The sequence below is a fragment of the Sphingobium sp. genome, from assembly GCF_003248505.1.
In the GTDB taxonomy this organism is placed as follows: domain Bacteria; phylum Pseudomonadota; class Alphaproteobacteria; order Sphingomonadales; family Sphingomonadaceae; genus Sphingobium.
Genome location: NZ_QFOA01000180.1, coordinates 1 through 1,134, shown reverse-complemented (window position 1 = coordinate 1,134; position 1,134 = coordinate 1). Strand labels below are relative to the sequence as shown.

Sequence of the window (1,134 nt, the reverse complement as noted above, 5' to 3'; positions counted from 1 at the left end):
AAACCCCATCTTGACCCACCCCTGACATCCGAAACATAATCGCAAGGTGGGTCACTTCTCGATGAAAACCCCGGGTCACTTCTCAGCGGCAATCAACAGACAGAGCTGACCTTGTTCGAGACATCTGGATTGGGGTGCATGTCGACATGCGCCACATGCCGAGAGTGCGGGCGGTGACCGATGCCGTTGTCGAAGCGCTGCGCAAAAACGCCGCGATTCTTAATCCTGGTCGCTGAACCCCAAGTGTTGATCGAGCAAGACAGACTCAAGCACACGATGGATCCAGCTTTTCATCGCAATGCCTTGATCAACCCTCGCTGAATCCGCTGCTACCTAGAGAGCTACCTAGCGATCTGCGACCGGAAATCCGGAAGGTCCAAGGGTCATTTAATCTATTGAAATATGCGGGAAATTTGGTGGACGCACTAGGGCTCGAACCTAGGACCCGCTGATTAAGAGTACTCTTTTGTCCGCATGTGTTCGCACCGATCCATGAAAGTCCGGAGTTGGGTCACGTCTTGTTCGTCTGGATTCAGGTGCCATTGACTAAATTTCTGACGTTCGATGGCAGACTAACGATGCCATGATTTGCCAATCGATGTGGACATTGCGCAGGCAGCCGTTCCCGATCGCTGCCTCCTAGTAAGCATACTTTATGAAGCACCGCCCAGAAATCGCTCCTGTTCGGCTTCGAATAGGACAGCAACCAGATCGTGCAACCCTTCGGCTTCGGCCGCTTCAGAAATCAGTTCCAGTTGCGCACCGCTCTTGATCAGGCGGACCGTTTCGCAGTTCGGGGGAAGCCGGTGCTCGTAGTCCGCCAGAACCTGGTCGATGTTGTCCAGGAGTGTTTCGTCGGCTTCGATCGGTCCGTGGTTCGTCTGTACCACTTCGATGTCAGCGGAAAACAGTGCTCCCGCAAAATCATGCAGACCATCGCTCGTCGCGCTGGCTCAGATCTCTTCGACCGAGGCTCCCCGGTCGATAGCGCGCGCAGTTTCACAATCGGTCGGGATCATGTGGCGGTATGTCTCGATAATCTGTTTCAGGACATCCATCGAAATTCTCTCTCTGGTTCGTTCAGGTGGCGCTGGCAGCTGGCACTTCGGCCGTCATTCTGGCCGCCAGATCGCG

1 protein-coding gene is annotated in these 1,134 nt (G+C 54.7%); it reads left to right on the top strand.

Annotated elements, in window-relative coordinates; translation table 11 throughout:
• Positions 1 to 713: 713 nt before the first annotated feature.
• The coding region (locus DI606_RS20250; RefSeq protein ID WP_293985821.1) for a hypothetical protein at positions 714 to 1,134 on the top strand (421 nt) is incomplete at its 3' end.